25 protein-coding genes are annotated in these 24150 nt (G+C 69.1%); 14 read left to right on the top strand and 11 right to left on the bottom strand.

The window, feature by feature from the left end:
* The first annotated feature begins 103 nt into the window (after positions 1-103).
* Positions 104-490, top strand: a complete 387-nt coding sequence (locus AC07UK_RS34020; RefSeq protein WP_494687426.1) for a nuclear transport factor 2 family protein — start codon at positions 104-106, stop codon at positions 488-490.
* A 155-nt stretch (positions 491-645) separates the two neighbouring features.
* Here the strand turns inward: AC07UK_RS34020 and AC07UK_RS34015 are convergent, their stop codons facing one another.
* Positions 646-1098: a RidA family protein gene (locus AC07UK_RS34015; protein ID WP_436225358.1), complete on the bottom strand. Its 453-nt coding sequence runs from the start codon at positions 1096-1098 to the stop codon at positions 646-648.
* Positions 1099-1270: 172 nt separating this feature from the next.
* On the opposite strand from AC07UK_RS34015, the gene soxR reads away from it, so the two are divergent.
* Complete coding sequence (gene soxR / locus AC07UK_RS34010) at positions 1271-1786, top strand: redox-sensitive transcriptional activator SoxR (RefSeq protein WP_316156054.1); 516 nt, start codon at positions 1271-1273, stop codon at positions 1784-1786.
* Here the strand turns inward: soxR and AC07UK_RS34005 are convergent.
* Positions 1749-2129, bottom strand: a complete 381-nt coding sequence (locus AC07UK_RS34005) for a c-type cytochrome (RefSeq protein WP_436224700.1) — start codon at positions 2127-2129, stop codon at positions 1749-1751. The genes soxR and AC07UK_RS34005 overlap by 38 nt on opposite strands.
* Before the next feature lie 178 nt (positions 2130-2307).
* Here AC07UK_RS34005 and AC07UK_RS34000 point away from each other — a divergent pair, with 178 nt between their 5' ends.
* Positions 2308-2721 carry a hypothetical protein gene (locus AC07UK_RS34000; protein WP_436224699.1) on the top strand — a complete coding sequence of 138 codons (414 nt, stop codon included), beginning with the start codon at positions 2308-2310 and terminating at the stop codon, positions 2719-2721.
* 130 nt (positions 2722-2851) lie between these two features.
* Positions 2852-3511, top strand: coding sequence for a DsbA family oxidoreductase (locus AC07UK_RS33995; protein ID WP_436224698.1), 660 nt, complete (start codon positions 2852-2854; stop codon positions 3509-3511).
* A gap of 78 nt (positions 3512-3589) precedes the next feature.
* On the opposite strand, the gene AC07UK_RS33990 is transcribed toward AC07UK_RS33995, so the two are convergent.
* Together AC07UK_RS33990 and ytfE are read right to left on the bottom strand one after the other, a co-directional pair.
* Complete coding sequence (locus tag AC07UK_RS33990; RefSeq protein WP_494687427.1) at positions 3590-5878, bottom strand: nitric-oxide reductase large subunit; 2289 nt, start codon at positions 5876-5878, stop codon at positions 3590-3592.
* 34 nt (positions 5879-5912) lie between these two features.
* Positions 5913-6629, bottom strand: a complete 717-nt coding sequence (gene ytfE, locus AC07UK_RS33985; RefSeq protein WP_436224696.1) for an iron-sulfur cluster repair protein YtfE — start codon at positions 6627-6629, stop codon at positions 5913-5915.
* Positions 6630-6780: 151 nt separating this feature from the next.
* Between ytfE and norR the strand changes: the two genes are divergently transcribed.
* From norR to AC07UK_RS33970, 3 genes are all read left to right on the top strand, one after another.
* Positions 6781-8346, top strand: a complete 1566-nt coding sequence (gene norR, locus AC07UK_RS33980) for a nitric oxide reductase transcriptional regulator NorR (RefSeq protein WP_494687428.1) — start codon at positions 6781-6783, stop codon at positions 8344-8346.
* 146 nt (positions 8347-8492) lie between these two features.
* The gene (locus AC07UK_RS33975; protein ID WP_436225357.1) at positions 8493-8921 is read left to right on the top strand and encodes a polyhydroxyalkanoate granule-associated phasin; all 429 of its coding nucleotides are present in this window, start codon (positions 8493-8495) and stop codon (positions 8919-8921) included.
* A gap of 210 nt (positions 8922-9131) precedes the next feature.
* Complete coding sequence (locus AC07UK_RS33970) at positions 9132-10706, top strand: histidine kinase N-terminal 7TM domain-containing protein (protein WP_436224694.1); 1575 nt, start codon at positions 9132-9134, stop codon at positions 10704-10706.
* Positions 10707-10715: 9 nt separating this feature from the next.
* Here AC07UK_RS33970 and ubiT read toward each other — a convergent pair whose 3' ends face one another.
* Genes ubiT through ubiU form a run of 3 tightly spaced genes read right to left on the bottom strand, consistent with a single transcriptional unit; the run spans position 10716 to position 13203 of the window.
* Entirely contained in the window at positions 10716-11180 is a 465-nt protein-coding gene (gene ubiT / locus AC07UK_RS33965) for a ubiquinone anaerobic biosynthesis accessory factor UbiT (RefSeq protein WP_010810646.1), read from the bottom strand.
* A complete protein-coding gene (locus AC07UK_RS33960; protein ID WP_494687429.1) occupies positions 11177-12109 on the bottom strand; it encodes a U32 family peptidase in 933 nt (310 codons plus the stop codon). The genes ubiT and AC07UK_RS33960 overlap by 4 nt, the downstream gene beginning before the upstream one ends.
* Before the next feature lie 47 nt (positions 12110-12156).
* Positions 12157-13203, bottom strand: a complete 1047-nt coding sequence (ubiU, locus tag AC07UK_RS33955) for a ubiquinone anaerobic biosynthesis protein UbiU (protein WP_436224692.1) — start codon at positions 13201-13203, stop codon at positions 12157-12159.
* A 267-nt stretch (positions 13204-13470) separates the two neighbouring features.
* Here ubiU and AC07UK_RS33950 point away from each other — a divergent pair, with 267 nt between their 5' ends.
* Positions 13471-14640, top strand: coding sequence for an NAD(P)H-dependent flavin oxidoreductase (locus AC07UK_RS33950; protein WP_436224691.1), 1170 nt, complete (start codon positions 13471-13473; stop codon positions 14638-14640).
* Positions 14641-14833: 193 nt separating this feature from the next.
* Here the strand turns inward: AC07UK_RS33950 and AC07UK_RS33945 are convergent, their stop codons facing one another.
* Entirely contained in the window at positions 14834-16132 is a 1299-nt protein-coding gene (locus AC07UK_RS33945; protein ID WP_494687430.1) for a hypothetical protein, read from the bottom strand.
* A gap of 338 nt (positions 16133-16470) precedes the next feature.
* On the opposite strand from AC07UK_RS33945, the gene AC07UK_RS33940 reads away from it, so the two are divergent.
* From AC07UK_RS33940 to AC07UK_RS33925, 4 genes are all read left to right on the top strand, one after another.
* Positions 16471-18495: a type IV pili methyl-accepting chemotaxis transducer N-terminal domain-containing protein gene (locus tag AC07UK_RS33940; protein ID WP_494687431.1), complete on the top strand. Its 2025-nt coding sequence runs from the start codon at positions 16471-16473 to the stop codon at positions 18493-18495.
* Complete coding sequence (locus AC07UK_RS33935; RefSeq protein WP_494687432.1) at positions 18492-19148, top strand: response regulator; 657 nt, start codon at positions 18492-18494, stop codon at positions 19146-19148. Before AC07UK_RS33940 ends, AC07UK_RS33935 begins: the two co-directional genes overlap by 4 nt.
* Before the next feature lie 200 nt (positions 19149-19348).
* A complete protein-coding gene (locus AC07UK_RS33930) occupies positions 19349-19507 on the top strand; it encodes a DUF3309 family protein (RefSeq protein ID WP_013953922.1) in 159 nt (52 codons plus the stop codon).
* A 161-nt stretch (positions 19508-19668) separates the two neighbouring features.
* Positions 19669-19857, top strand: coding sequence for a DUF3008 family protein (locus tag AC07UK_RS33925; protein ID WP_010810654.1), 189 nt, complete (start codon positions 19669-19671; stop codon positions 19855-19857).
* Positions 19858-19947: 90 nt separating this feature from the next.
* Here AC07UK_RS33925 and AC07UK_RS33920 read toward each other — a convergent pair whose 3' ends face one another.
* The 3 genes from AC07UK_RS33920 to AC07UK_RS33910 form a co-directional block, all read right to left on the bottom strand.
* The gene (locus tag AC07UK_RS33920; RefSeq protein ID WP_494687433.1) at positions 19948-20652 is read right to left on the bottom strand and encodes a ParB-like protein; all 705 of its coding nucleotides are present in this window, start codon (positions 20650-20652) and stop codon (positions 19948-19950) included.
* Positions 20636-21055, bottom strand: coding sequence for a hypothetical protein (locus AC07UK_RS33915; RefSeq protein ID WP_041228949.1), 420 nt, complete (start codon positions 21053-21055; stop codon positions 20636-20638). The genes AC07UK_RS33920 and AC07UK_RS33915 overlap by 17 nt, the downstream gene beginning before the upstream one ends.
* Before the next feature lie 172 nt (positions 21056-21227).
* Positions 21228-22085 carry an SDR family oxidoreductase gene (locus AC07UK_RS33910; protein WP_436224685.1) on the bottom strand — a complete coding sequence of 286 codons (858 nt, stop codon included), beginning with the start codon at positions 22083-22085 and terminating at the stop codon, positions 21228-21230.
* Between the two features lie 342 nt (positions 22086-22427).
* Here AC07UK_RS33910 and AC07UK_RS33905 point away from each other — a divergent pair, with 342 nt between their 5' ends.
* Both AC07UK_RS33905 and AC07UK_RS33900 read left to right on the top strand, forming a co-directional pair.
* Complete coding sequence (locus AC07UK_RS33905; protein WP_494687434.1) at positions 22428-23492, top strand: BON domain-containing protein; 1065 nt, start codon at positions 22428-22430, stop codon at positions 23490-23492.
* A 7-nt stretch (positions 23493-23499) separates the two neighbouring features.
* A complete protein-coding gene (locus AC07UK_RS33900) occupies positions 23500-24135 on the top strand; it encodes a ParB-like protein (protein ID WP_494687435.1) in 636 nt (211 codons plus the stop codon).
* Positions 24136-24150: the final 15 nt, after the last annotated feature.

The raw sequence follows: 24150 nt of genomic DNA, 5'->3' as shown, positions 1-24150 counted from the left end.
CAGCGCCCCGTACGTTTGCATACAAAACTGGAATACAATCAGCGCTTTCAACGCCGCGGCATGGGGTGGGTAACCCGGTGCCGCCCCAGTTTTGGAGGAGACCATGACGTATTCAGAAACGGGCCTGACTTCCCGCCACGTGGCCGCGCTCGCGCCGATCGAGGACTACCTGCAGGGCCATATCACCGGCAAGGCCGAATTCATGTACAAGGCGTTTGCCGCCGACGCGCGCATCGTCTCGTTCCGTGACGGCAAGCTGCATTCGCTGACGGTTGAGGAATTCACCTCGGCGCGCTGCCCCGGCCATCCCGCGGCGGACGAGGCGCAGCGCAAGCGCTTTATCACGCAGTTCGATGTGGTGGGCAATGCCGGCGTCGCCAAAGTGGTGCTGGAATACCCGGGCGTGACCTTCACCGACTTTATGACGCTGCTGGAGATTGACGGCGTCTGGAAGATCGTCAACAAGACTTTCAGCGCCGCACCGCGCTGAAGATAGGACAGCCGCTGCGGCAAAGCGCCGCAGCCCACGCCTACCTTGCGGCTGCAGGCAATCCTGCCTTTGACATCGGCCCGAAGAACTGCCTTCATCCGCTCCCGCCCGACCACGCGCGCCACCTCGGCGATCACGCAGTCGTTGCGTTGCGTTCAGCCCGGCAGCACCGCCGTCGCTTCGATCTCGAACAGCATATTGTCCAGCGCCAGCCGCGGCACCGGAATCAGCGTGCAGGCCGGCGTTGGCTTGTCGCCCCACATCTCGCGCAGCGCCGCGCCGAAGGTGCGCAGGCGGTCGTGCGAGTGGTCGACCACCAGCACCGTGAGCTTGGCCACATCGCCCACGTCGGCGCCTGCCGCTTGCAGCGCGATGCGCAGGTTATGCATGGCACGCGCCACCTGGCGCGGAAAATCGAGCGGCAGGCAACCGGCCGCGTCCTCACCGCCCTGCCCCGCGATATAGACGATGCGGGCCGGGCCTTCCACCATGGCCACATGCGAATAGCCGTTGGGCCGCGGGTCGTACAGCCCCTCGGGATTGATGAGGCTCAGCGAGGGGTTGGAGCGAGCGACCGGCATGGTGGGCATGGAAGGCAGCGCGGGCATCGCGGGTGAACGCAAGGATGAGGGCGAGAACGGGAACATGGTCATCAGCTCTGTATTGAGGCGTGGCGAACAGTGGAGTCGCAAGTATCAAACCTCAACTTAGCTTGATGTCAAGCGCGGCCTTGGTGGTAGCATGGACATTCCTCCGTTCCACTGGTGTCTTCCACTGCCGATGGCCTCCGCGAACAAGCCCCCTTCACCGCGCCGGCGCCGTGCCGCGCCCTCAGAAGAACTGCTCTCCGTCGGCGAAGTCGCCGCGCGCACGGGCATCGCCGTATCCGCCCTGCATTTCTATGAATCGCGCGGCCTGATCGCCAGCACGCGCAGCGGCGGCAACCAGCGCCGCTATGCGCGCGCCGTGCTGCGGCGGCTGGCCGTGATCCGCGTGGCGCAGCGCATGGGGCTGCCGCTGGCGGTGATCGCCGATGCCATGCAGAAGCTGCCGGACGGGCGTGCGCCCACTGTGGCCGACTGGCGCCGGCTGTCGGCCAGCTGGCGCGATGACCTGGATGAACGGATCCGCACGCTCACGCAATTGCGTGACCAGCTAGATGGGTGTATCGGGTGCGGGTGTCTGTCGTTGAAGGCGTGCCCGTTGCGCAATCCGCATGACGCGTTGGCCGGGGAAGGGCCGGGGCCGCATTTCCCGCCTACTGGAATGTCTGCAGGTAAGCCAGCAGATCGCTGATCTGCTTGTCATCACTGAGCCCCCAGAAGCGCATCTTCGTGCCAGGCACGACCTTGCCGGGCGAATGGATGAAGGCACGCAGCGTGTCATGCGACCACACCACCTTTGAAGCGCGCATTGCCTCCGAATACTGGAAATCACTGGTGCCGCCCGCGGCACGGCCGAAGATGCCGTTCAGCTGCGGGCCAAAGCCTGCGCGCGCGTTGCGGCCAACGTGGTGGCACGAGGCGCAGCGCGTGGTGAACAGGGCCTTGCCGGCCTGGATATCGGCGGCGGCAGTGGCTGCGGTGGGGATGGCAGTGAAGGCGGCCAGGGCCAGCAGGACAAGGGCGGTACGGGGCATGGAGCAGCTAAGGAAGGAAAGAGCTTCGGCAACGGGGTTGCATGATACAGGCGTAGCCAAGACGTCCCATCCCTGCAGCAAGGTTACACCACGTCACACTTGCAACACTTCGCGCGCCCCATATTACAAGCCCGCCCCCTACAGTGAGCCCATGTCCAACGCCCCTTGGGAGGCAACCATGAAACGAATCATCGCAATGGCGGTAGCAGGTGGTGCAATGCTGGTGGCCAGCGCCGGGGCTCACGCCGGTGTGAATATCGATATCGGCATCGGCGTGCCGGGCGTGGTGGTGGCCCAGCCGGCGCCGGTCTATCGTCCAGCCCCGGTCTATGCTCCTGCGCCGGTGTATGCGCCGGCTCCGGTTGCCTATGCGCCCAGCCCGGTAGTGGTGGCACCGCGCCCCGTCGTGGTGGCACCGGTGCCGGTACGCTATGACTATGACCGCGGCTATCGCAGGGACTACCACCGGGACTACTACCGGGAAGGCTACCGCGAAGGCTATCGAGACAACCGCCGCGACTGGCGCGAGCGCGAATGGGCACACCGTCATGACGACAATGACGGCCACGGCTACGGGCGCCGCTGGGACTGACGGGTACTGATGGGGCGGCGCCCGGCCACGGCCGCGGCGCCCGCCTGCAAGGATTCGCCAGTCAGGCTACCCTGTCGGCAATTTCCAGATCCGGGCCGGGGTCACGCCCCTGCCCACGCCAGGAGTAGCCATGCCCCAACCCATCAAGATTGACTTCGTCTCCGACATTGCCTGCCCCTGGTGCGCCATCGGCCTGTCTTCACTGCAGTTGGCGCTGCAGCGCCTTGGCGATGCGGTGGATGCCGAAATCGTCGTGCATCCGTTTGAACTCAACCCGGGGATGCGCCCGGAGGGCGAAGCGATCGTCGACTATCTCGGCAGGAAGTACGGGCGCACCCCGGCGCAGATCGCAGAGACCCAGGCCATGATCCGCGAGCGCGGCGCCGGCGTGGGCTTCCCGTTTGGCGAGCGCACCCATGTCTACAACACCTTCGATGCCCACCGGTTGCTGCACTGGGCAGGCCTTGAAGGCAAGCAGCTGCCGCTGAAGCTGGCGCTGCTGCGCGCCTACCATGCCGACGGCAAGGACCCGAGCAATCACGAGGTGCTGGTCGAAGCCGCGCAGGCTGTTGGCCTGGATGCCGCGGCGGCGCGCAAAGTGCTGGACAGCGACGACTATGCCGATGCGGTGCGCGCGGAAATCCAGGAGTACCAGCGCATGGGCATCCAGTCAGTCCCGTCCATCATCTTCAACAACCGCTATCTGGTTACCGGCGGGCAGCCGGTGGAGGCGTTCGAGCAGGCCATCCGGGAAATCGTTGCCGAGGCGCAGCAGGCGGGGAACAGTTGAGCCGCCACGCATCGGCAGGATGAAAAAAGCCCGCCCGGAACCCCGGGCGGGCCAGCACTGCCTCTCGCTCCCGATCTTTCAGCGCACCGCCGTCTTCATCCGCGCCGGCACCGCATCCGCCGCCACCGGCGTACGATTCGCCAGCCCCAGCACCACCTGCCAGGCAAACGACACCGCGCCGACGATAAACACCACGTCGCCGAAGGTGCGCACCCAGCGCAGGGTCTGCAGGATGGGCTGCTGCATGAAGGCCTCGCTACGCGCATACCAGGTGCCATGCTCGACGCTGGCCAGGAACTGGATGATGCCGATCGGCAGCAGGCTGGTGCCGATCATCAGCACCAGGCCGATGTTCAGCCCCCAGAAGGCAGTCTTCATCAGCGTTGGGCTGAGCCGGTAGGCCGGACGCACGTAGCGCAGCACCAGCAGCGTGAAGCCCAGCGCCAGGAACCCGTAGACCCCGAACAGCGCGGCATGGGCGTGCACTGGCGTGGTGTTCTGCCCCTGGATGTAGTACAGCGCGATCGGCGGGTTGATCATGAAGCCGAACACCCCGGCGCCCAGCATGTTCCAGAACGCCACCGCGACAAAGCACATCAGCGGCCACTTCAGGTCTGCCATCCACGGCGCGCGCTGCTTCAGGCTCCAGTTCTCCCAGGCTTCATGGCCCAGCACGATCAGCGGCACCACTTCCAGCGCGCTGAATGCGGCGCCCACCGCCATCACCGGCGTGGTGGTGCCGGCAAAGTACAGGTGATGGAAGGTGCCGGGAATGCCGCCGAGCATGAACAGCGAGGCCGAGGCCAGGCTGGCGGCCGTTGCCATCGGGCGCGACACCAGGCGCAGCGTGGAGAAGATGAATGCCAGCGCGGTGGTGGCAAAGACTTCGAAGAAGCCTTCCACCCACAGGTGCACCACCCACCAGCGCCAGTACTCCATCACCGTCAGGCTGGTACGTTCGCCGTAGGCCAGGCCCGCACCGTAGAACAGGCCGATCGCCACCACCGACGAGGTCAGCAGCGCCAGCAGGTTGCGGTCGGTGCCGCGCGCGCGCAGCGCCGGCAGGATGCCGCGCATCATCAGCACCAGCCAGATCAGGATGCCGGCGAACTTGCCGATCTGCCACAGCCGGCCCAGGTCGACATACTCATAGCCCTGGTGGCCCAGCCAGAAGTTCAGGTGGGCCGGCAGCTTCTGCGCGATCGCCAGGTAGTTGCCGGTAAACGATCCCACCACCACGACCACCAGTGCCCAGAACAGGATATCCACGCCCAGGCGCTGGTACTTCGGGTCCTTGCCGCCGTTGATCAGCGGCGCGAGGAAGAGGCCCGCGGCCAGGAAGCCGGTGGCGATCCAGAACAGTGCGCTCTGGATATGCCAGGTGCGCACCAGTGCGTACGGGAACCACTGCGACACATCGATGCCGTAGAACTTCTGGCCCTCGACGGTGTAGTGCGCGGTAAAGCCGCCCAGCAACACCTGGAACACGAACAGCGCCACCACCAGGAACAGGTACTTGCCGAGCGCGCGCTGCGACGGCGTCAGCGCCACGGACAGCAGCGGGTCGCGTGCCGGCGCCTGCGGCGGCGCGTCTTCCTTGCCGCGCAGGAAGGCCCACGCCCACACCAGGAAGCCGACCCCGGCCAGCAGCACCACCACGCTGATCACCGACCACACCACGTTCTCGCTAGTGGGCTGGTTGCCGATCAGCGGCTCGTGCGGCCAGTTGTTGGTGTAAGTGGCCTCGTGCCCCGGGCGCGCGGTCGATGCGGCCCACGCGGTCCAGAAGAAGAAGTGCGTGAGTTGTTCGCGACGCTCGGCGCTGGGCAGCGTGTTCTCCTTCATCGCGTAGTGCTCGCGCGTGGTGTGCAGCGCTGGCGCATCGGAGAAGAGCTTGTCGTAGTAGGCGGATGTATCGGCAATGGCCTGCGCGCGGCGCTTCGACACTATCAGCACGTTGGTGGCCGGATCGGTGGCATTGCCGCGGTACTCGGTGCGCAGCTGTTCGCGCAGCGCGGCCTGCGCCGGCGCGTCAAGTTGCGCATAGGGCCGGCCGTAGGCGTCCTGCGCGGCCAGCTCCAGCCACGCGGTCAGTTCGCGGTGCAGCCAGTCAGCGGTCCAATCCGGCGCCTGGTAGGCGCCGTGGCCCCAGATGGAGCCCAGCTGCATGCCGCCCACGGACTGCCAGGCGGTCTGGCCGTCAAGGATCTCTTCACCGGTGAAGAGCGTGCGGCCCTCGGTCGTGACGACCTTGGCCGGCATTGGCGGGGCCTGCCGGTACACCTCGACGCCGTAGTAGCCGAGCAGGGAGAATGTGACCGCCAGCACGGCGATCAGCAGGAACCAGAGTCTGCGGTAGGAACCCATGATGCGAAGTCGTTGGTTATGGTGGCGGGAGGGCTCAGGCGTGCGTCGAGCAACCGCATCCGGTGGCTTGCGCGGCGGCGGGTGCCGTGGTGATCTCGAACAGCACGTTGTTTTCCAGGTGGATGTGTTCCATCAGGTCTTCGCGCAGCGTGCGCAGGCCCAGGTAGAGCGCGCGCCACGTATTGCAGGCCGCGCGCGGCAGCGTGATGTCGTTGGTCAGCGCCGCCAGCCGCTGCAACGCCACGCCGTGGTCGTCATGCTCGGCGCGCATTACCATGATCGGCCGGCCCGCGGCGGCATGCAGGCCGCGCGACAACATCGGGAACAGCACCTGCTCTTCCTTCTGCATATGCATTTCCAGCTCGCCCAGCATCTCGCTCAGGTGGTCGGCCAAGCCAAGCGGGCAATCGGGCCGGTCGCCGTGCACCTGCTCTACGCGCCGCGCCAGGCGGATCAGCTCGGGCAACTGCTCGCGATGGCGCGCATGGAAGCGCGTGAGGATATGGTCGATCAGCTCGGCCGGCGCCGCCGTGTTCCAGTCCTGCGCCGACGGCCCGGCTTCGTCCTGCAGCGCGCGCAGCTGGGCGTCGATGGTGCCGACGGCAGCCGCATCTAGACCCTTTTGCTGCGCGGCGTCGCGCAGGGTCTGCTTGCCCCCGCAGCAGAAGTCCAGCCCGTAGTCGTGGAAGATCCGGGTGGCACCGGGGATCAGGCGGGCCAGTTGGCCAAGCGAATGGTCCTGCAAAGTCATGATGGTTGCTCCGTGTGGAAGTTATGCCTGCATGACTTACGCGAGGAGCGTGCCTGAAAAAAACCTATCCGGATCAATGACTTGAATCAGTGATGGTGATTAATACCTTATACTTCTCGCGGTACTAATTACCCTGACGGTGTTTTTCACCATGCTACCGAGCGCGATGTATCCCGAGTTGCTGGCCGACCTTGTCACCGACTTGCCGCATGCGGTGCGCCTGCAGCGGCTGGTCAGCATGCTGCGCACGCATTTCCGCTGTGGCGCGGTGGCGCTGCTGCGGCTGGAGGAAGACCACCTGCGCCCCGTGGCGGTCGATGGCCTGGTGCGCGATGCGCTGGGCCGGCGCTTTGCGGTCGGCCTGCACCCGCGCCTGGCCGCCATCCTGGCGCGCCGCGGCGTGACCTGCTTTCATCACGACAGCGTGTTGCCCGATCCGTACGACGGCCTGATCGACGAGCACGTCGGCGAGCCGCTGCCGGTGCATGACTGCATGGGCACCAGCCTGGCCGTGGACGGTCAGCCCTGGGGCGCGCTCACGCTGGACGCGCTGGCGATCGGCACCTTCGATGCCGCGTCCCAGGCCGAACTGCAGCGGCTGACGGTGATCGTCGAAGCGGCCATCCGCACCACCCGGCTGGAAGGCGAAATCCGCGCGCTGCAGCTGGCACGCGGCACGCCCGATGCCGACGAAACCACGGCCCAGCATGGCGACATCGGCGGCGAGATCATCGGCCAGAGCGAGGCCATCGCCAACCTGCTGCATGAACTGGAAGTGGTGGCCGATACCGACCTGCCGGTGCTGCTGCTGGGCGAGACCGGCGTGGGCAAGGAGCTGTTCGCGCACCGCCTGCACCGCCAGTCGCGCCGGCGCGCGCAGCCGCTGGTGCATGTCAACTGCGCGGCGCTGCCGGAGTCGCTGGCTGAAAGCGAGCTGTTCGGCCATGCGCGCGGCGCGTTCTCCGGCGCGACCGGCGAGCGCCCGGGGCGCTTCGAGGCCGCCGACGGCGGCACCCTCTTCCTCGATGAAGTCGGCGAACTGCCGCTGGCGATCCAGGCCAAGCTGCTGCGCACGCTGCAGAACGGCGAGATCCAGCGGCTGGGCTCGGACCGCCCGCGCCGCGTCAACGTGCGCGTGATTGCGGCCACCAACCGCAACCTGCGCGAGCATGTGCGCGACGGCTCGTTCCGCGCCGACCTGTACCACCGCCTGTCGGTCTACCCGATCCCGATCCCGCCGCTGCGCGAGCGCGGCAACGACGTGCTGCTGCTGGCCGGGCGCTTCCTGGAGCTGAACCGCGCGCGCCTGGGGCTGCGCAGCCTGCGGCTGTCAGGCGGTGCGCAGGATGCGCTGCGCAGCTACCGCTGGCCCGGCAACGTGCGCGAGCTGGAACACGTGATCAGCCGCGCGGCCCTGCGTGCCGTCAGCCGTGGCGCGGGCCGCAATGACATCGTGACGCTGGAGCCTGAATTGCTCGATCTCGACGGACTGGATGTGCCTGCGGCACGCCATGCCGGCACTGGCATGGCCAGCCCGTTTGCCGCACCGGCGCATGCCGCGGGCATCACCCTGCGCGACGCGGTGGAGCAAACCCAGCGCGCCTGCATCGAACAGGCGCTGCAGGACCAGGGTGGCAACTGGGCCCAGGCAGCACGCCAGCTGGGCATCGATGCCAGCAACCTGCACAAGCTGGCCAAGCGGCTGGGATGCAAGTGATTGACACACTCGGGAGCCAGGATGCCGGCATGGCGATGCGCGCCGTTACCGCATAAGCTAGTCCGGGTGCCGCCCGCATCGCGGCATCGCCGTGTGCAGCAACTGCCGCCTCACTGCGCGCACACCCACCACCGGAGATTCCCGTGATGATGACCGCAACGCAAGTCTTCTGGCCGCTCGGCTTCTGGCCGTTTCCCACCTTTTACTCCGGCGCGCACCAGTTTGAGGCCATGCAAGCCGACCTGTCGGACAACTGGCGCCGCATGGCCGAGCTCAACCTGGACTTCGCCCGCACCATGTATGAAGAACTGCAGTTCGATGCCATGGGCTCAATCCTCGCGCCGGAGCCAGAGGCCTTCTACGTGCGCGAGATTGCCTGCGAGCTGCCGCTGATCGGCGGCCCGCTGCACTATGCGTCGGCCATGCTGGAGCTGTGCGCCCGGGCCCAGCAGAAGTGGATCGATGGCTGGGGCCACCTGCTGACGCAGGGCCTGATGCCTGACTGGCAAGGCATGCAAAGGGACGTCACCGATATCCCCTTCTGGCTGGTCCGCGAAACCCCGCGGCCGGCATGACCTGGCCACTCCGGCCTTGCCCCGTCGCGACGATCATCCCGATCGGTTCGCTCGACGCCAGGTAGTGGGGCGCCCCGCGCCCCTTTCCTGCGACCTGTTGCATCGGCGCACCCACAGCCAAGCCAGCCGCGCGGCCCGGTATCATGCTGGCTGACGAGATCCCGGATCGCCGGAACCAACGCCCGGGTCTCGGGATGCGCTCCGCCCTCAATGCCCTCATATTCCCTGGTTCTCCTGCTTACCGTCGCCGTGGTTGCCTGCATCGGCATGGCCATCGCCACCTGGCCGCGGCGCGACGATCCGACCGTCCAGGCGTTCCTGGTGCTGGCATTCGGCGCGGCGACCTGGAGCGGCGGCCGCCTGCTCGAGATCAGCGCCACCGACCTGGAGGGGCGCATCCTGTGGGCCAAGATCCAGTACATCGGAATCGTCGCCGTGCCGATCGGCTGGCTGGTGGCGATGGTGCACCTGAGCCGCCCGCGCTATGTGGTGCCCTGGTCCAGGCTGTGGCTGCCCGTGCTGGTGGCCGTGGTCACCGTGGTGATGGTCTTCACCAACGAGCGCCACCGGCTGATCTGGCCGCGCATCACGCTGATGCCTCCCGGCGTATTGCCCGGCGCGGTGTTCGACCATGGCATCGGCTATGCCGCGGTGGCCGTCTGGTCGTACCTGCTGCTGGGGGTGAGCCTGTATTTCCTGGTGACGGCCGAAGTGCCCAACGGGGCCTTGTCGCGCCGGGGCCGCGCCATCCTGGCGTCGGGCCTGGCCCTGCCCCTGGTTGCCAATGTCGCCTACCTCAACCGCTGGACCGGGCCGCTGGGCGGGGACCTGACGCCGGCGACGTTCTCGCTGATGGCGGCGCTGGTCTGGTTCTGCGCGCTGCGCACGCACCTTGACGATATCGGCCACTACGCCCGCCTGCGGGTGTTCGATGCCCTCAGCGAAGGCTGCGTGATCGTCGACAGCCATGGTGTCATCGTCGAATTCAATCCGGCCGCGGCGCAGCTCTGGCCGGCCCTGCGCCGCGGCGACCCCCTGCCCTCCGGCTGGGAAGCCGCGCTGCAGCACTCGCCCGCCGACACTGCCGGCCTCGCGGCCACGCCTTTCGTGCCGCCGGGCGAGCCCTTCGAGCTCACCGTGGAGGGGGTCGCCCGACTGGACGGCAGGCAGATCGGCAGCCTGCTGTTCCTGCGCGACATCAGCCGCTTCCAGTCGCGTGAGCTGGCCCTGACCGCGCGGCTCGGCCAGACCGAAGAGCAGTTGTGGCAGGTGCAGGCCGACCTGGACATCGACGCCCTGACCGGCATCCGCAACCGGCGCTACTTCCAGCGCGAGTCGATCGCGGCCGTGACCCGGGCGTGCGAGCGCAGCCAGGCACTGGGCCTGCTGATCCTGGATGTGGACCAGTTCAAGCAATACAACGACCTGCATGGCCACGTGGCCGGCGACGACTGCCTGCGGCAGATTGCCGGCGCCCTGACCCGCACGCTGTCCGGCGAGCAGTTCTGCGCCCGGCTGGGCGGCGAGGAATTCGCTGCGGTGCTGCCCGGCGCCACGCGCGACGAGACCCGTGACGTGGCGCGCCGCATGGTGGCGGTTGTGCGCGATCTCGGCATCGCGCACAACGGCACGCCGGTGCAGCCGGTGGTCACCATCAGCGTGGGCGCGGTCTGCACCGTGCCGGAAGCGCAGCGGCTGGAGCCGCTGCTGCACCGCGCCGACAGCGCGATGTACCGGGCCAAGCGCGCGGGACGCAACCGCTTCATGCTGGACGGCGACGCCTGAGCGTCACGGCTACGACGCCGCACCGGCCCGCCCCACGGTGGCCCCGTGCAAGGCCACCAGCCGCGCCGCGGCCTGGCTGACCCATGCGGGCCGCGGCGCGGCATCGAGCCAGTACTTGACCTCCAGACCCAGCGCGGTATCGCCGCTGATCACCAGCCGGCGCTGGAAGAACAGCGTGTCGGTATCGGCCTCACCGCCCAGCAGGCGCAGGTAGTCGACCGCGCAGGCGCGCAGCGTCAGTTCAGGCTCGGCGTCCGCTGCAGCGGCGCGAAAGCGCCCGCCTTCGCAGCGGAACGGCACGGCCAGCCCGAGATCCTGAACCGTCAGCAGGAAGGCATGTCCGTCCAGTGCGGCTGGCGGCTCCAGCCATCCCGCTCGGCGCGCCAGTTCCAGCGCCGCCACCAGCGGCAGCGCCCGGGCACGGGCGGGCATGCGCCGGTGCACGCCCGCGATCAGCTTGTGCAGCGCGCTCATGCCCGGGCCTCCCAGGCAATGCCCGCGCTGCCGTGCCAGTAGCCATTGCAGGGCTGGGCGCCGGCCGGCGTGATGCCGCTGGCAGCGGGTGCCTGTTCACCTGCACGAATCGACGCGAGCTGTTGCACCACCTGCAGCGTGCCGGATGAATGCGGGCTCACGCGCAGCATCCCCACCCCCATCCGCGCCATCGCCAACGCCTCTGCGCACAGGTCCAGGCAGGTGGCGCTCTGCGTCTGCACGCCGTTGAGCGTGAAGAAGGCCTGCCCTTCGCCGGTGGCGGCCACGAGGCCGTCGGGATAATCCATGCAGCGGAACTCGCAACTGTCCTTGCGCAGGCGATGGTGGCGTGCGGTAAAGCAGCGCGCCGAGAACGCCAGCGGCAGGCGTCCCCAGACAAAGGCTTCCAAACGCATGCCAGTGGGGCGCGACGCAGCCAGCGCTGCCAGCGTGGCGCCGTCCATCTCCACCGGCGCGACGCAGCCGGCCGCGCCCAGCCCGGCCAGCCACGCCAGCGTATCGGCGTGGTAGGCATTGAGGTGGGGGCCGCCGACAAAGGGCCGCCCTGCCATGCAGCGCACCGCGCCAAGGTCGTTGGCCTCGACCAGGTAGTCGTCCTGCGCGCAGGCGCGGCGCATCCAGGCGATGTCAGTGTCGGACTCCACCAGCACCGGCGTCGACAGCACCACCTCCTTGCCGGCATCGCGCAGCATCTGCGCAATCTCCAGCCATTGCGCATGACGGACTTCATGGCGGCGCGTGCAGACGGTCTCGCCGAGGTAGACGCGGTCGACCCGCGAATCGGCGACCGACGCATAGAACTGCATCACGGCCTCGCGCGGCCAGTAGTACAGCAGCGGGCCCAGGGCGATGCCGAAATCAGGCATCGCTACGGCTTGCGGCATCGCGGCCGCGGCAATCTCTGGCATGGGAAGCTCCATCATGGCCGGTTCAACGCAGATCGATGTCATGGGTGTCACCGCCACGGCCGGTCGTAGGCGCCTTGCGTGACCTGGTCGCCTTCGGCATGGCGCCCCAGCGTGCTCTGCCACTCTTGCCGCGGCACGAAGCGCGCCGGATCGGCGCAGGCCGCGTCGATGGCCGCGCGCAGCACGCCGACCACATCGCCCACATAGCGCGGGCTGCGCTGCCGCCCTTCGATCTTGATGGCTGCGATGCCCATGTCGATCAGCGCCGGCAGCAGCGACAGCGCATTGAGGCTGGTCGGCTCTTCCAGCACGTAGCCGCGCTCGCCCTCCACCTCGAAGCGGCCCTTGCACAGCGTGGGATAGCCGGCCGGCTCGCCCGGCGCATAGCTGTCGATCAGGATGCCCGACAGCCGCGCCTGCATGGTGCCGTCCTGCTCGGTCCAGCGCACCGCGTGCGCGGGCGAGCAGACGCCCTTGTTGTTGGGCGAGTCGCCGGTGGCGTAGGACGACAGCAGGCAGCGCCCCTCGGCCATCACGCACAGGCTGCCGAAGCCGAACACCTCCAGCTCCACGCTGGTCTGGCGCGCCAGCTTGCCGATCTGCGCCAGCGACAGCACGCGCGGCAGCACCACGCGGCGGATATGGAAGCGCTCGCGCATCAGCTCGATGGCGTCGGCGTGCGTGGCCGAGCCCTGCACCGACAAGTGCAGGCGCAAGCCCGGATGTCGCTCGCACGCATAGCCCATCAGGCCGGCATCAGCCATGATGACCGCGTCGGCGCCAAGGTCCGCCGCCGCATCGACCGCGCGCTGCCATTGCGCCACCGCGCCCATCTGGGCGAAGGTGTTGATGGCGAACAGCACCTCGGCGCCGCGCGCGTGGGCTTCGGCCACGCCGGTGCGGATGTCGGCCTCGGTAAAGTTCAGGCCGCCGAAATTGCGCGCGTTGGTGGCATCGCGCAGGCCCAGGTAGACCGCGTCGGCGCCGTGCTGCAGTGCCATGCGCAGGGCCGCCAGTGAACCGGCGGGCGCAACAAGCTGGGGCCGGCGCGGCACGCTCGCCGCGGCGGATGGGGCTGGGGAGGCAGGGGTCATCGGTGATGGCGCCGGCGGCGGCGCGAAGATGAAGACAGCGGCCGATGCTAGCCAAGCGCTTGCAGCAGGGGCTTGACCGCGCGCAAACCCACGCCAACGGCACACCGCCCGCGTTGGCCTATGCCGGTTGGCGTAGGCCGATGGCAGGCCACCACCGCGCGCTTGACCTGCGGCAAACGCCGGCCCGTGCCGCTGTGCCACGCTTGCCCGGTCATCCCCGCGGCTGGCCGCACGCCGGCCCCGCGCCCATCCTCTTCCGGAGACTTTATGAATCAACCCTGGCTCAAGCTGGCCGGCCGCCGCCTACTGCCCATCGTGCAGGGCGGCATGGGCATCGGCATCTCGGCCCACCGGCTGGCCGGCGCCGTCGCGCGCGAGAACGGCGTCGGCACCATCGCCAGCATCGACCTGCGCCACCACCACCCCGACCTGATGGAACGCACCCGCGGCAGCCGTGACAAGCCCGCCATCGAAGCCGCCAACCTCGAAGCGCTGGATCGCGAGATCCGTGCCGCGCGCACGGCGTCCGAGGGCCGCGGGCTGATCGCCGTCAACGTGATGAAGGCGGTGGGCTCGCACGCCGCGCTGGTGCGGCAATCCTGCGAAAGCGGCGCCGATGCCATCGTCATGGGCGCCGGCCTGCCGCTGGACCTGCCCGAGCTGACCGCCAGCCACCCCAGGGTGGCGCTGATCCCGATCCTGTCCGAGGCACGCGGCATCGGCCTGGTGCTGCGCCGGTGGATGAAGAAGGGCCGGCTGCCCGATGCCATCGTGGTCGAACACCCGGCGCATGCCGGCGGCCACCTGGGCGCGGCCACCATCCAGGACTTGTCGGAGCCGCGCTTTTCGTTTTCGCGCGTGCTGGCCGAATGCCGCGAGCTGTTTGCGCAGCTGGGGCTGGCCTGGGACAGCATTCCGCTGATCCTGGCCGGCGGCATCGACAGCCATGCCAAGGTGCGCCACTGGCTGGGCGAGGGCGCCGCCGCGGTGCAGCTGGGCACGGCCTTCGCCGTGACCGAGGAATGCGATGCCCACCCGGCCTTCAAGCAGGTGCTGGCCACGGCGCGGCCCGAGACCCTGCGCGAGTTCACCAGCGTGGCCGGGCTGCCCGCGCGCGCGGTGCTGACGCCGTGGCTGTCGCGCTACCTGTCGAGCGAGTCGCGGCTGCAGCGCCGCGCCAGGCCGCGTGAATGCCTGGAGGGCTTCGACTGCCTGCAGGCGTGCGGGCTGCGCGACGGCATTGCCCGCATCGGCCAGTTCTGCATCGACCTGAAGCTGGCGCAGGCCGTGCGCGGCGACGTGGAGCGCGGCCTGTTCTTTCGCGGCCGGGGTGCGCTGCCCTTCGGCGAGGCGATCCGGCCGGTGGCGGAGCTGATGCACTACCTGTTGACCGGGGAAAAGCCTGCGGGTCTGACTCAAACCCCGACACCAGCCTGACGCATGCCTGTTGTGCGTGCCGTGCCCAACGCGCGCGAACAAGGCTCCCCTCGCCCGCTTGCGGGAGAGGGGTGGGGGAGAGGGCCGGAGTGTCTACGAAGTGAGGCGCGTCAGTGTGCCAGCGCCTGCCCTCACCCCCGGCCCCTCTCCCGCAGGCGGGAGAGGGGAGCAAACCGGCAGCATGGGAACCTTGTCAGCAATCTGAGCGCGGCGGTAATCCGCCGCGCTTCTTCATCTCCCGCATGCAGCGCAACGCTCCCAGCAGCTGCCACCCCAGCCACGCATTGGCGCCCGCCAGCAGCAGGCCGCCAGCGCGGGCCAGCGGCGCCGGCGCCAGCGGTACCGCCAGCAGCAGCACGTAGGCCGCGAGCAGCAGCCATGCCTGCCACCGTTGCCGGCCCGGCTCGATGATGGCCTGCATGGCCGGCACGCGCGCGCGCGGCGGCAGCAGCCGGCGCAGGTGCAGCCAGGCCACGAACGGCACGATCTTGCCGAGCATGGCCGTGACCGGCAGCACGCCCACGCCGACCAGCGCCATGGTGCCGGCCCACCATGCCAGCGGCAAGCCGGCGGCGGGCAGCACGACTGCCGCCGCCCCCAGCAGCGCCGCGCCCGCCATGCTGGCGCATGCCACCGGCCAGAGCAGCCAGAACGGATCATGGCGCCGCCGCGCGCGCAGCGTGCCGGCCAGCCCGCACGCGCCCACCACCACCACGAGCGCCAGCCACGCGAGCAGCACGCCATGCGCCAGTGCCCGGTGACCCGGCCACAGCATTGCCGCGGCGCTGAACAGCGCCAGCGGCAACCAATGCGCCATGGGCAGCCAGCGCCCGATCGCCGCCGGCAGGCGCGGCGCCTGCCAGAACATCGGCAGCACGGTGGTGGCCACGCCGGTCACCAGCGCGGCCAGCCAGCCGCCCAGTGCCCACGCCATATGCAGGCCAAGCCAGCGCGCCACCGGCACGTGCCACCAGCCGCCGAGGGCGCCGGCCAGCACCATGCCGCACAGCACCGCGACCATCAGCGGCGCGCCGATGCCGGCAAGGGTGCGCGTGGTGGCATCCACTGCGGCCACGCGCCGGCCAGCAGCCAGCAGGATCGCCCCGGCCAGCAACAGGATCACGGCCACGGCCGCCGCTGCCTGCATCGCCACAGGTTCACCGCCGAGCAAGCCAATGCCCAGGGCGGTGGCCACGCCCGCGCCGGACGCGGCCATGAACGGCGCAAGCAGCCCCGCCCCCGGCACGGCCACGCCGGCCACCACCGGCATCATCTGGAACAGCGCGCCCACCATGACCGGCAGCAGCATGCCCAGCGCCAGCACATGCACCGCCACCAGCGCCAGTGGCGCAAAGCGGTCCGGCAAGCCGTCGGGCGGACCGGCGGCAAGCAAGACGCCCGCCGCGGCGCCAAGCCACGGCGCCGGCATCAGGCAGCCGAACACCACGGCCAGGCGCGGGGCGCGTTCATAGTCGAAATTGGCTGCCTTCACGCCTCGATTCTCCCCATCAAATGGTGACTGGATGCTAGGCCAGGGCAGGTCGTGGGAATTTGACCGCAGCCAAGTCCGACGACATATCCCCGCGCCATGCGGCGGAGCGATATATCACGACGTGACAGGTCGGGTGAGGGGCGACATCCCCGGTGATCAACCGCCGATGCGCCGCCGACCGCACATACACCGCACCAAAGTCGGACTTTCTTGATCTGGCGCAGGAAGCCCCGCCTGCTGTGCAGGGAAAATGGCTTCCACTGCCAGCGCACAGTCATGCACGCGCCGGCCGCCGGGCCAACACCCGGCTTCCCCGACTGGTAGCCCCCGATACCGCCATGTTCCGAACCGATCCTCCAGCCGCCAGCGCCACGGCGGCCTCCGGCGCTGCCGGCCTGCCGGCGCTGCGCGACCGCCTCTCCACCCGCATCATCTCGCTCTCGCTGGCCGTGCTGCTGGTGGTGCTGGGCATGATTGCCGGCACGCTGTGGCTGTCATGGAAGCTGGAAGGCGCGGGTGCCGCCATCAATGACGCCGGCAGCCTGCGCATGCGCGCCAACCGCGTGGCGATCGAACTGACGCTGGCACAGGCGCGCCAGGACAATGCACTGGCCGAGCAGGTGCAGGCGCTGGACGCCACGCTGGCCCTGCTCAGGAAAGGCGACGCGGCGCGCCCGCTGTTCCTGCCGGACGAACCCGCCATCCATGCGCAGATGGCCCGCGTCACGCAGGACTGGCAACAACGGCTGCGCCCGCTGGCAGTGGCCGGATCCGGCAACGACGCTGCGCCGGCACGCTATATCGCCGCACTGCCCGGCTTCGTCGCGCAGGCCGATCGCCTGGTCGGCATGATCGAGCATGACAGCGCGCGCAAGACCGACTGGCTGCGCGTGTCGCAGATCGCGCTGGCGGCAATGGCGTGCGTGGGCACCGTGGCCGTGATCTACCTGCTCTACCTGTGGATCATCCTGCCGGTGCTGCGGCTGCAGGACGGCCTGCGGCGCATGGCGGCGCGCGAGTTCTCACTGCGCCTGCCGGTGGAAAGCCGCGACGAGTTCGGCACCCTCAGCGAAGGCTTCAACCGCATGGCCGGCGAACTGCAGGGGCTGTACCACGACCTGGAGGCGCGCGTGGCGCAGAAGACCGCCGAGCTGGAACGCCAGAACCGCGACCTCGAGACGCTCTACGAGATGGCCGCCTTCCTGAACCAGGCCGCCGATGCCGAGGCCATGGCGCGCGGCTTCCTGGAGCGCGTGATGCGCCAGTTCGATGCCGATGGCGGCAGCGTGCGCGTGCTGGACAGCCGCCACGGCAGGATGCACCTGCTGGCAGCCGCCGGCCTGCCGGCCGCGCTGGCCGAATCCGAATCCTGCGCGGCGGCCAACGCCTGCCATTGCGGCGACGCCACGCGCGAGGCCGTGGTCGCCATCGTCGACCTGCGCGCGGCGCAGCGCCAGGGCGCCGCCGCGGATGCCACGCCCTGCAGCCGCAACGGCTTCCAGTCGCTGGCGGCCTTCCGCATCGAAAGCCAGCGCGGCGCCACCGGCGTGTTCGCGCTGCACTTCCGCACGCCGCGCGCGCTGCCCCCGTCAGACCGCCAGATGCTGGAAACACTGGGCCAGCACCTTGGCACCGCGCTGGAACACCTGCGCCTGTCCGCGACCGCGCGCCAGCTAGCGGTGGTGGAAGAGCGCAACCTGGTAGCGCAGGGCCTGCACGACAGCATTGCCCAGGGCCTGAACTACCTGAACCTGCAGGTGCAACTGCTGGACGCCGCGGTCGAGCGCGACGACCTGGCCGAGACCCGCGAGATCGTGCCGATGCTGCGCCACGGCGTGGAAGAAAGCTACCAGGACGTGCGCGAGCTGCTGAACAACTTCCGCTCGCGGCTCGGCACCGGCGAGCTGCGCCCGGCAGTGGAAGAGACCGTGGGCCGCTTTCGTCGGCAATGCCGCACCGAAGCAACGCTCTCCATCGACGAGAGCGGCGGCGCCTGGCCATTGGCGCCGGAGCAGCAGCTGCAGGTGCTGTTCATCCTGCAGGAGGCGCTCTCCAATGTGCGCAAGCACGCCATGGCGGCACACGTGGCGGTGGCGCTCAGCCACGGCCGCGATTTCCGGCTGGTGGTGCAGGACGACGGCGAGGGCTTCGACCCGGAGGAACTTGCCACGCGCGCCGAAGCGCATATCGGCCTGAACATCATGCGCGAGCGCGCGGCGCGGCTGGGGGCGCGGCTGCACGTGCAGGCCCGCCCCGGCCACGGCGTTCGCATCGAACTGGTGCTGCCCGCCGGCCGCGCTTCCGGCGCCCGCGAACTCGCCGACACCCGCCCCGCCCCCACGACCACCGAGACCCAGCCATGACCATCCGCATCCTGCTGATCGACGACCACACCTTGTTCCGCTCCGGCATCCGCGCGCTGCTGCAGCGGCAGGCCGACTTCGAGATCGTCGACGAAGCCGCCGACGGCGTGGAAGGCATCAAGCGCGCCAAGCAGCACCGCCCCGACGTGATCCTGCTGGACCTGAACATGCCCGGCCTGTCCGGCCTGGAGGCCCTGCAGCTGCTGGTGGAGGACCTGCCGCGGACCGCCGTGATCGTGTTGACCGTGTCGGAAGAAGCCGAGGAACTGGCCACCGCGCTGCGCGGCGGTGCACGCGGCTACCTGATCAAGAATATCGAGACCGAGGCGCTGATCGCCGGCATCCGCCGTGCCGCGGCCGGTGAGCCGGTCATCTCCGACAGCATGACCGCCAAGCTGGTGGCCCAGTTCCGCGCTCCCGCGCCGGTGGCCGCGGCGCGCCAGGATGAAGCGCCACGGCTGACCGCGCGCGAGCGCGAGATCGTGCAGGGCCTGGCGCGCGGCGAAAGCAACAAGGAGATCGCGCGCGACTTGGGCGTGGCGGAAAGCACGGTGAAGATCCACGTGCAGAACATCCTGAAGAAGCTGAACCTGGCCAGCCGCGTGCAGGTGGCCGTCTATGCCGTCGAGCACGGGCTGAACGCAGCGTGCTGAACGCGGCGCAGCGTCAGCCACGACAGCCCTGCATGTGCCCCCCACACCCCAGCGTCGTCCGATTCCTACACCGATATCAGCCCTAGTCCGGGGGGATGCCGGCGCCCCCTGATCTAGGCTGAACAGTAAGCAGTTGGTTCTCCGAGGCCACCCGGTCCGGAAGCCCCCGGCTTGCCAGATCCACAAACAAGGAGCACGCCATGGGAATCGGCACCATCCTCCTGATCATTCTTGTCCTGCTGCTGCTCGGCGCGCTGCCGGCCTGGCCCTACAGCTCCGGCTGGGGCTACTGGCCTAGCGGCGGCCTGGGCCTGATCGTCCTGATCGTGGTGCTGCTCGTGGTGCTTGGCCGGATCTAGTGTTTCCCGGCCAGCCTGCGGGCGATGCACGCCGGCACGCGCGCGCAGCGGCGCCGGCGCGGGGCGAGCCTTGTCGCTGCCGCGCCGGCGCCCTATAACGAAGCGCGGGCGTGTGTCACCGCATCGCCCGGTTCCTTCCCCCCTTTCGCAAGGAGATTCAGATGCCAGCAAAATCCAAGGCGCAACAGCAGGCCGCGGGAGCGGCGCTCTCCGCAAAGCGCGGCGAAAAGAAGGCCGGATCGCTCAAGGGACCTTCCCGCTCGATGTATAAGTCGATGAGCGAGAAGGAACTCGACAAGATGGCTTCGACCAAGACCAAGGGCATGCCGAAGCACAAGTCAGACAGTTGATCTGGAACCAGAATCAGCAATGCTGCCGGTTTGCTCCCCTCTCCTGCTTGCGGGAGAGGGAGCACCCAAGCGGTCTGCCAGACTGTCTGATTATCTGGCACCGCCCTTCTTTCCCCCGACCCGCCCCCTCACCGGCCCGCCGCAATAGCCCGGCAGCCGTCTTGCGCGGGCGCTGCGCGCCAGCCGGATCGACTCCGCCAGCGCCAGCCCGAATCCCGCGATGCTGCCCAGATCCTGTTCCACCCGCTCGCGCAGGAAGCCGGCCCAGGAGAAATCGCCGGCAGCGCTGCCAGGCTTGCGGTAGGCCCCGGCCTCGCGCGCAAAGGCCGCCAGGCTGCGATAGGGATCGTCGCGCATGCCCCGCACAGTGGGCGGCAGTGCCTTCAGGCCCAGCAGCCTGCCGTGCTCGTCATAGGGATGGACATGGCCGAGACGGCGCATCCGTTTCCAGAACGCAGACGGGCTCAGGCGGCTGAAGTCATGCAGCACGCGCACGGGTGCCCGCTCGTAGCCGAGATCCAGCCATGCCCGCGCCCAGTGATGGTGATCGATGATATAGAGGCCGCCGCCCGGCCCGGCCACGGTCTTGATGCGATGGCGGCGCATGAAGCGCCGCAGCGCCGCGTGGTCGTCCGGGTCCGCGTGGCGCTGCGTGACGTCCATCTTGTAGCTGACGTGCGCATAGCCCAGCGTCAGTTGGGTCGGGCGCAGGCGAGCCAGTTCGGCAACGGCCTTGCTGCGCGGCGCGCGGTGGTCCGCGCTGTCGGCAGCGCGGCGCTCAGTCGTGCTCGGCACGCTTCTGGTCAACGAAGTGCTCAAGCTCGCTGCCCGGGTCTTCGTTGCCGGTGCTCTCTTCGGCAATCGCTTCGCGTGTGAGCGGGCGCGGCCAGTATTCGCCCTCGCCGTCATGTACGGGCTCGCCGTGGCGGGCGGGATTGAAATCCGTCCACTGGCCACATTCCCAGTTGCCTTGCGCACGTTCCAGTCCGCTCGCACCGGCCTCGCGCAGCACGTCCACGGCGACGGAACCGAGGCCGTTGTTGACGCACGCCGCCAGCATGACGCGGTCCGGCGCAGTGTCCGGCCCCACCGACATGATGGATACGTCCCACACGGAGAAGCCGCGCGAGAACAGGGTCCGTGCCACGTCTTCGGCGCTGGCTATCGAATCGAAACGTCCGGCTACGATCGCTGACATGATGACTCTCCCATGAGATGGTGGCGATGGTCATGACTGCTGCCATCCACATTGCAAGAGCCACGCCCGCGCCCGCTGTGCGTCACGCCGCGCGCATGGCCCGCATGGCGCGCACGCCGGTGTGCAATATTTGCAAAGGCGGCCCCGGAACTACATGCCTTGTCCTGGCGCCTCAGCCGTTGACGACCTCGCCGCCGTTGATGTGCAGGATCTGCCCGGTGATGTAGCTGGCCGCGTCCGACGCCAGGAACACAAAGCCCGCCGCCACCTCGAACGGTTGTCCCGGGCGGCCCATCGGCGTCTTCCTGCCAAACTCGGCCACTTCTTCCGCCGTGAAGGTCGACGGGATCAGCGGCGTCCAGATCGGGCCCGGTGCGACGCCGTTGACACGGATGCCGCGCTCGACCACCTGCAGCGCCAGGGAACGCGTGAACGATACGATCGCACCCTTGGTGGCGGAGTAATCCAGCAGGTGCTTGCTGCCGCGATACGCGGTCACCGAGGTGGTGTTCAGGATCGACGCCCCCGCCTTCAGGTGCGGCAGCACCGCGCGCGTCAGGTGGAACATCGCAAACACATTGGTGCGGAAGGTGGCCTCCACCTGGCTGGGGTCGACTTCTTCCAGCGAGGCCTTGGGGTGTTGCTCGGCAGCGTTGTTGACCAGGATGTCGAGCTTGCCGTACTGCTGCAACGCCTGCCGCGCCACGGCCTCGGCATGCGCGTGGTCGGCGAGGTCACCCGCAATTGCCAGGCATTTGCGGCCAGCCCCCTCTACCAGCTCGACGGTCTCGCGCGCATCGGCATGCTCATCGAGATAGGCGATGGCGACATCGGCGCCTTCACGCGCAAAGGCCACCGCAATGGCCCGCCCGATGCCGCTGTCGCCGCCGGTGATCAGCGCCACGCGCCCGCGCAGCCGGCCGCTGCCGACATAGTCCTCGGCACCGCTGTCCGGCTGCGGCCGCATGGCGGCCTCCAGGCCCGGCTGGCGCGACTGGTGCTGGGGCGGGATGCTGGTCGGTGTGGACATGGCTGGCTCCTGTCTGCGCGGCCGCGTCGCGGCCCTTGCAGGTGCGGCGCAAATTCCATGCCGCAAACGGCGAGCCCTGGCCACGCCGCGGCACCGGCGTCCCGGCCACCGCTCGCCGCCGTGGCTGGCACGCCGCCCGCAACCCTTACATCGCCCGGCAATCCTTACAGCGCGCCGGGACGCCAGCCCGCCTGGCCCCGCCCGCGCGCCGGGGCACGGATTTTGCGGCCATTGCAGACATGAACGTCACCGGCCCGGCGCGCCTGCGGCAGTTGCCGCACTGGCCTGCCGCACCAGGCAGTGCGGCGGAGGACGCCCGGGCCCCACAGCCAGGAGGCAACCATGTTCAACTTCCGCAACGAGCGCAGCCGCAGCGGCCCCCGCACCGGCACCGAAACGCAGCGCCGCGAACGCGGCCCGGCGCAACGGATGCGCGACCAGAGCCGGGGCAGCGGCTCGGAGGACTGGGGACAGGACTGGGGACAGGAATGGGGTGAGGACTGGCGCGGCGACAGCAGCAGCCAATCCGCGCCTCCGGAACGCTACAGCGAGGCTGCGCGCCATGGCGGCCCGTGGTACCAGCAGGACACGCCTGCCGGCCAGCGCCGCGGCAGTTGGGGCGAACAGGGCTATGGCGCGGCCGACACCGGCGGCACCGGCCATCCGTACAGCAGCGGCTATGGCGGCTACCGGCCGGCCCCTCAGGACAGCGGCTACCGCAGCGAAGAACGCGAATCGGGCTATGGCTACCGCGATGAAGACCGCTTCGGCCCGCGCGGACGCCGCAGCGAAGCGGACGACCCGCGCCAGCCTGGCCGTGCCTGGCACGGTGAAGAAGAGTGGGGGGAACGCGGCGGCCGTGCCATGCATTGGCGCGAAGGCATGGAACGCGACCGCGCGCAGCGCGCCGGCCAACCCAGCTATGGCGGCGGCTACTTTGGCGACGCCGGCAGCGGTGGCCAGTCATACAGCGGCGGCCAGCGTGTGTACCCGGATGATCCGGGCTACCGGCGCTACGCGCCTTATGCAGCGCAAGCGGGAGCGCCAGGCGGCCAGCGTGGGCGCCGTCCGGTTGGCCCCAAGGGCTACCGCCGCACCGATGAGCGCGTACGCGAGGATGTGTGCGAACGCCTGGCGATGAACCCGTATGTCGATGTCGGCGACGTCAGCGTGGAAGTCGCCAACGGCGTGGTGACGCTGGACGGCACCGTGCGCGAGCGCCGCGAGAAATACGTGATCGAGGACATTGCCGATGCCGTGTTCGGCGTCACCGAGGTGGATAATCGCCTGCGCGTGCAGCGCCAGCCAGGCGCCGCGTGGGCGGCCGGCTCTGAGGTCGGCGGCGACGATGCCACCGACACGGCGTCTCCGGGGACCTCGCCCGAGCGCACGCTGAACAAGAGCTGATGCGCCCATGCGCCGCCAGCCTCGCAAGCTGCTCCCGGGCAGCAAGCTGATGGTGCCGCTGGATGCCCTGCGTCCCACCCAGATCACGGTAGGCGGCTACCACGTCGCGCAGAAGGTCCATGTCACCCGGCGCGTGTCGCCGGAACGCCGCGCCGCGTTCCTGGACCGGCACCGCGTACACCTGGTGATCGGTCCGGAACAGGCCCTGTACGTGGTCGATCACCATCACTGGGTGCGCGCCTGGCACGATCTCGGGCTCACCCATGTGCCGGGCCTGGTGCGCGCCGACCTGAGCGACATGAATGTGCCGGCGTTCTGGCGCCAAATGGTGGCCGAGCATATGGTCCACCCTTACGACGAGCACGGGCGCCGCCGTCCGCTGACGGAATTGCCCGGCGGCATCCACGACATGCGCGACGACCCGTATCGCAGCCTGGAGGCCTTCGTGCAGCTGGCCGGCGGCTATCGCAAGGTCAAGACCGCCTATATGGATTTTCGCTGGGCCGACTACTTCCGCCGCCACGTGGCGGGCCCGTTCGATACCACGCATCACTTTGCCATCGCGCTGGCGCAGGCGTTCCGGCTGGCGCACGCCGCGGGCGCGCGCGGCCTGCCGGGCTATATCGGCCCATTGGGGTGCTGAGCGGGTTCAGCCGTC

Source organism: Cupriavidus sp. GW821-FHT07C08, assembly GCF_059419025.1.
Note: the sequence above shows the minus strand (reverse complement) of the source record. Positions and strands in the feature narration are given on the sequence as shown.

Bases quoted from the DNA above. Each gene is read 5' to 3' on its own strand.
- AC07UK_RS34000 (WP_436224699.1), top strand. From the start codon at position 2,308: ATGAAACGAATCATCGCAATGGCGGTAGCAGGTGGTGCAATGCTGGTG.
- AC07UK_RS33900 (WP_494687435.1), top strand. From the start codon at position 23,500: ATGCGCCGCCAGCCTCGCAAGCTGCTCCCGGGCAGCAAGCTGATGGTG.
- AC07UK_RS33905 (WP_494687434.1), top strand. From the start codon at position 22,428: ATGTTCAACTTCCGCAACGAGCGCAGCCGCAGCGGCCCCCGCACCGGC.
- ubiU (WP_436224692.1), bottom strand. From the start codon at position 13,203: ATGACCCCTGCCTCCCCAGCCCCATCCGCCGCGGCGAGCGTGCCGCGC.
- AC07UK_RS33910 (WP_436224685.1), bottom strand. From the start codon at position 22,085: ATGTCCACACCGACCAGCATCCCGCCCCAGCACCAGTCGCGCCAGCCG.
- soxR (WP_316156054.1), top strand. From the start codon at position 1,271: ATGGCCTCCGCGAACAAGCCCCCTTCACCGCGCCGGCGCCGTGCCGCG.
- AC07UK_RS33990 (WP_494687427.1), bottom strand. From the start codon at position 5,878: ATGGGTTCCTACCGCAGACTCTGGTTCCTGCTGATCGCCGTGCTGGCG.
- AC07UK_RS34015 (WP_436225358.1), bottom strand. From the start codon at position 1,098: ATGCCCGCGCTGCCTTCCATGCCCACCATGCCGGTCGCTCGCTCCAAC.
- AC07UK_RS33975 (WP_436225357.1), top strand. From the start codon at position 8,493: ATGATGACCGCAACGCAAGTCTTCTGGCCGCTCGGCTTCTGGCCGTTT.
- AC07UK_RS33935 (WP_494687432.1), top strand. From the start codon at position 18,492: ATGACCATCCGCATCCTGCTGATCGACGACCACACCTTGTTCCGCTCC.
- AC07UK_RS34005 (WP_436224700.1), bottom strand. From the start codon at position 2,129: ATGCCCCGTACCGCCCTTGTCCTGCTGGCCCTGGCCGCCTTCACTGCC.
- AC07UK_RS33915 (WP_041228949.1), bottom strand. From the start codon at position 21,055: ATGTCAGCGATCGTAGCCGGACGTTTCGATTCGATAGCCAGCGCCGAA.
- norR (WP_494687428.1), top strand. From the start codon at position 6,781: ATGCTACCGAGCGCGATGTATCCCGAGTTGCTGGCCGACCTTGTCACC.
- ytfE (WP_436224696.1), bottom strand. From the start codon at position 6,629: ATGACTTTGCAGGACCATTCGCTTGGCCAACTGGCCCGCCTGATCCCC.
- AC07UK_RS33950 (WP_436224691.1), top strand. From the start codon at position 13,471: ATGAATCAACCCTGGCTCAAGCTGGCCGGCCGCCGCCTACTGCCCATC.
- AC07UK_RS34020 (WP_494687426.1), top strand. From the start codon at position 104: ATGACGTATTCAGAAACGGGCCTGACTTCCCGCCACGTGGCCGCGCTC.
- AC07UK_RS33970 (WP_436224694.1), top strand. From the start codon at position 9,132: ATGCCCTCATATTCCCTGGTTCTCCTGCTTACCGTCGCCGTGGTTGCC.
- AC07UK_RS33940 (WP_494687431.1), top strand. From the start codon at position 16,471: ATGTTCCGAACCGATCCTCCAGCCGCCAGCGCCACGGCGGCCTCCGGC.
- AC07UK_RS33995 (WP_436224698.1), top strand. From the start codon at position 2,852: ATGCCCCAACCCATCAAGATTGACTTCGTCTCCGACATTGCCTGCCCC.
- AC07UK_RS33925 (WP_010810654.1), top strand. From the start codon at position 19,669: ATGCCAGCAAAATCCAAGGCGCAACAGCAGGCCGCGGGAGCGGCGCTC.
- ubiT (WP_010810646.1), bottom strand. From the start codon at position 11,180: ATGAGCGCGCTGCACAAGCTGATCGCGGGCGTGCACCGGCGCATGCCC.
- AC07UK_RS33960 (WP_494687429.1), bottom strand. From the start codon at position 12,109: ATGCCAGAGATTGCCGCGGCCGCGATGCCGCAAGCCGTAGCGATGCCT.
- AC07UK_RS33930 (WP_013953922.1), top strand. From the start codon at position 19,349: ATGGGAATCGGCACCATCCTCCTGATCATTCTTGTCCTGCTGCTGCTC.